Annotated in this window: 1 rRNA gene (running past one end of the window); it reads left to right on the forward strand. The window is 55.2% G+C overall.

What is annotated here, in order from left to right:
* The first annotated feature begins 50 nt into the window (after positions 1 to 50).
* Positions 51 to 2,297 (forward strand): 23S ribosomal RNA (locus tag BIV03_RS18535) (it continues 1,429 nt past the right edge of the window).

Here is a 2,297-nt window from a genome sequence, read left to right on the forward strand (position 1 = left end):
GCCCTTTGGGTGTGGTGATTGTTCGAGTCGATCGCAATTTTAATCTTTGTGGTCAAGTTTCTAAGAGCAAACGGTGGATGCCTTGGCATCTGGAGCCGAAGAAGGACGTAGAAATCTGCGATAAGCCTCGGGGAGCTGATAATCGAGCTGTGAGCCGAGGATTTCCGAATGGGGAAACCCCGCTGGGCGCTTTTGTGACCTGGTGACTCCCGCCTGAATATATAGGGCGGGTAGAGGGAACGTGGGGAAGTGAAACATCTCAGTACCCACAGGAAGAGAAAACAACATGTGATTCCGTGAGTAGTGGCGAGCGAAAGCGGATGAGGCTAAACCGATCATGTGTGATAGCCGGCGGGCGTTGCATGGTCGGGGTTGTGGGACACGTCGCTCAGTTCTGCCGGACTGGGGCGGTTACAGCGCATCATAGTCGAACCGGTTTGAAAGCCGGGCCGTAGTGGGTGCCAGCCCCGTAGACGAAATGGTGTTATGGCCGGATGTGTATCCCAAGTAGCACGGGGCCCGAGAAATCCCGTGTGAATCTGTCAGGACCACCTGATAAGCCTAAATACTCCCAGATGACCGATAGCGGACAAGTACCGTGAGGGAAAGGTGAAAAGTACCCCGGGAGGGGAGTGAAATAGTACCTGAAACCGTTTGCTTACAAACCGTCGGAGCCTCCTTGTAGGGGTGACGGCGTGCCTTTTGAAGAATGAGCCTGCGAGTTAGTGATATGTGGCGAGGTTAACCCGTGTGGGGCAGCCGTAGCGAAAGCGAGTCTGAATAGGGCGATTCAGTCGCATGTCCTAGACCCGAAGCGAAGTGATCTATCCATGGCCAGGTTGAAGCGACGGTAAGACGTCGTGGAGGACCGAACCCACTTCAGTTGAAAATGGAGGGGATGAGCTGTGGATAGGGGTGAAAGGCCAATCAAACTTCGTGATAGCTGGTTCTCTCCGAAATGCATTTAGGTGCAGCGTTGCGTGTTTCTCGCCGGAGGTAGAGCTACTGGATGGCCGATGGGCCTCAACAGGTTACTGACGTCAGCCAAACTCCGAATGCCGGTGAGTGAGAGCGCAGCAGTGAGACGGTGGGGGATAAGCTTCATCGTCGAGAGGGAAACAACCCAGACTACCAACTAAGGCCCCTAAGCGTGTGCTAAGTGGGAAAGGATGTGGAGTTGCATAGACAACCAGGAGGTTGGCTTAGAAGCAGCCACCCTTGAAAGAGTGCGTAATAGCTCACTGGTCAAGTGATTCCGCGCCGACAATGTAACGGGGCTCAAGCACACCGCCGAAGTTGTAGATTTCGCACACTCGATAAGCCTTCGTGGTTCAGTCGTGCGGAGTGGTAGGAGAGCGTCGTGTGGCGAGTGAAGCGGCGGAGTGATCCAGCCGTGGACGCTACACGAGTGAGAATGCAGGCATGAGTAGCGAAAGACGGGTGAGAAACCCGTCCTCCGAAAGACCAAGGGTTCCAGGGCCAGGTTAATCCGCCCTGGGTAAGTCGGGACCTAAGGCGAGGCCGACAGGCGTAGTCGATGGACAACGGGTTGATATTCCCGTACCGGCGAACAACCGCCCAAGCTAATCCAGTGGTGCTAAGAGTCCTAACCCGCATTTGACCGGATCCCTTCGGGGTGATGGCGTGCGGTCTAACGCTCGACCCCATGCTGGTGCGGTTAGCGTATGAACAGGTGTGACGCAGGAAGGTAGCTGAGCCAGGCGATGGTATCCGTAAGGTGATCCTGGTGTAAGGATGTAGGGCTGACGATAGGCAAATCCGTCGTCTGTATGCCTGAGATCCGACGCGTACCCGTAAGGGGAAATCAGTGATCCTATGCTGCCGAGAAAAGCATCGACGCGAGGTTGCAGCCGCCCGTACCCGAAACCGACTCAGGTGGTCAGGTAGAGAATACCAAGGAGATCGAGAGAATCGTGGTTAAGGAACTCGGCAAAATGCCCCCGTAACTTCGGGAGAAGGGGGGCCGGACACGTGATGCGGACTTGCTCCGCTGAGCGTTGAAGGCCGCAGAGACCAGTGGGAAGCGACTGTTTACTAAAAACACAGGTCCGTGCGAAGTCGCAAGACGATGTATACGGACTGACGCCTGCCCGGTGCTGGAAGGTTAAGAGGAAGGGTTAGCCTTTGGGCGAAGCTCTGAATTTAAGCCCCAGTAAACGGCGGTGGTAACTATAACCATCCTAAGGTAGCGAAATTCCTTGTCGGGTAAGTTCCGACCTGCACGAATGGCGTAACGACTTCCCAGCTGTCTCAACCGCGAACTCGGCGAAATTGCA

This window comes from Curtobacterium sp. MCBA15_016, assembly GCF_001865105.1.
Taxonomy (GTDB): Bacteria; Actinomycetota; Actinomycetes; order Actinomycetales; family Microbacteriaceae; genus Curtobacterium.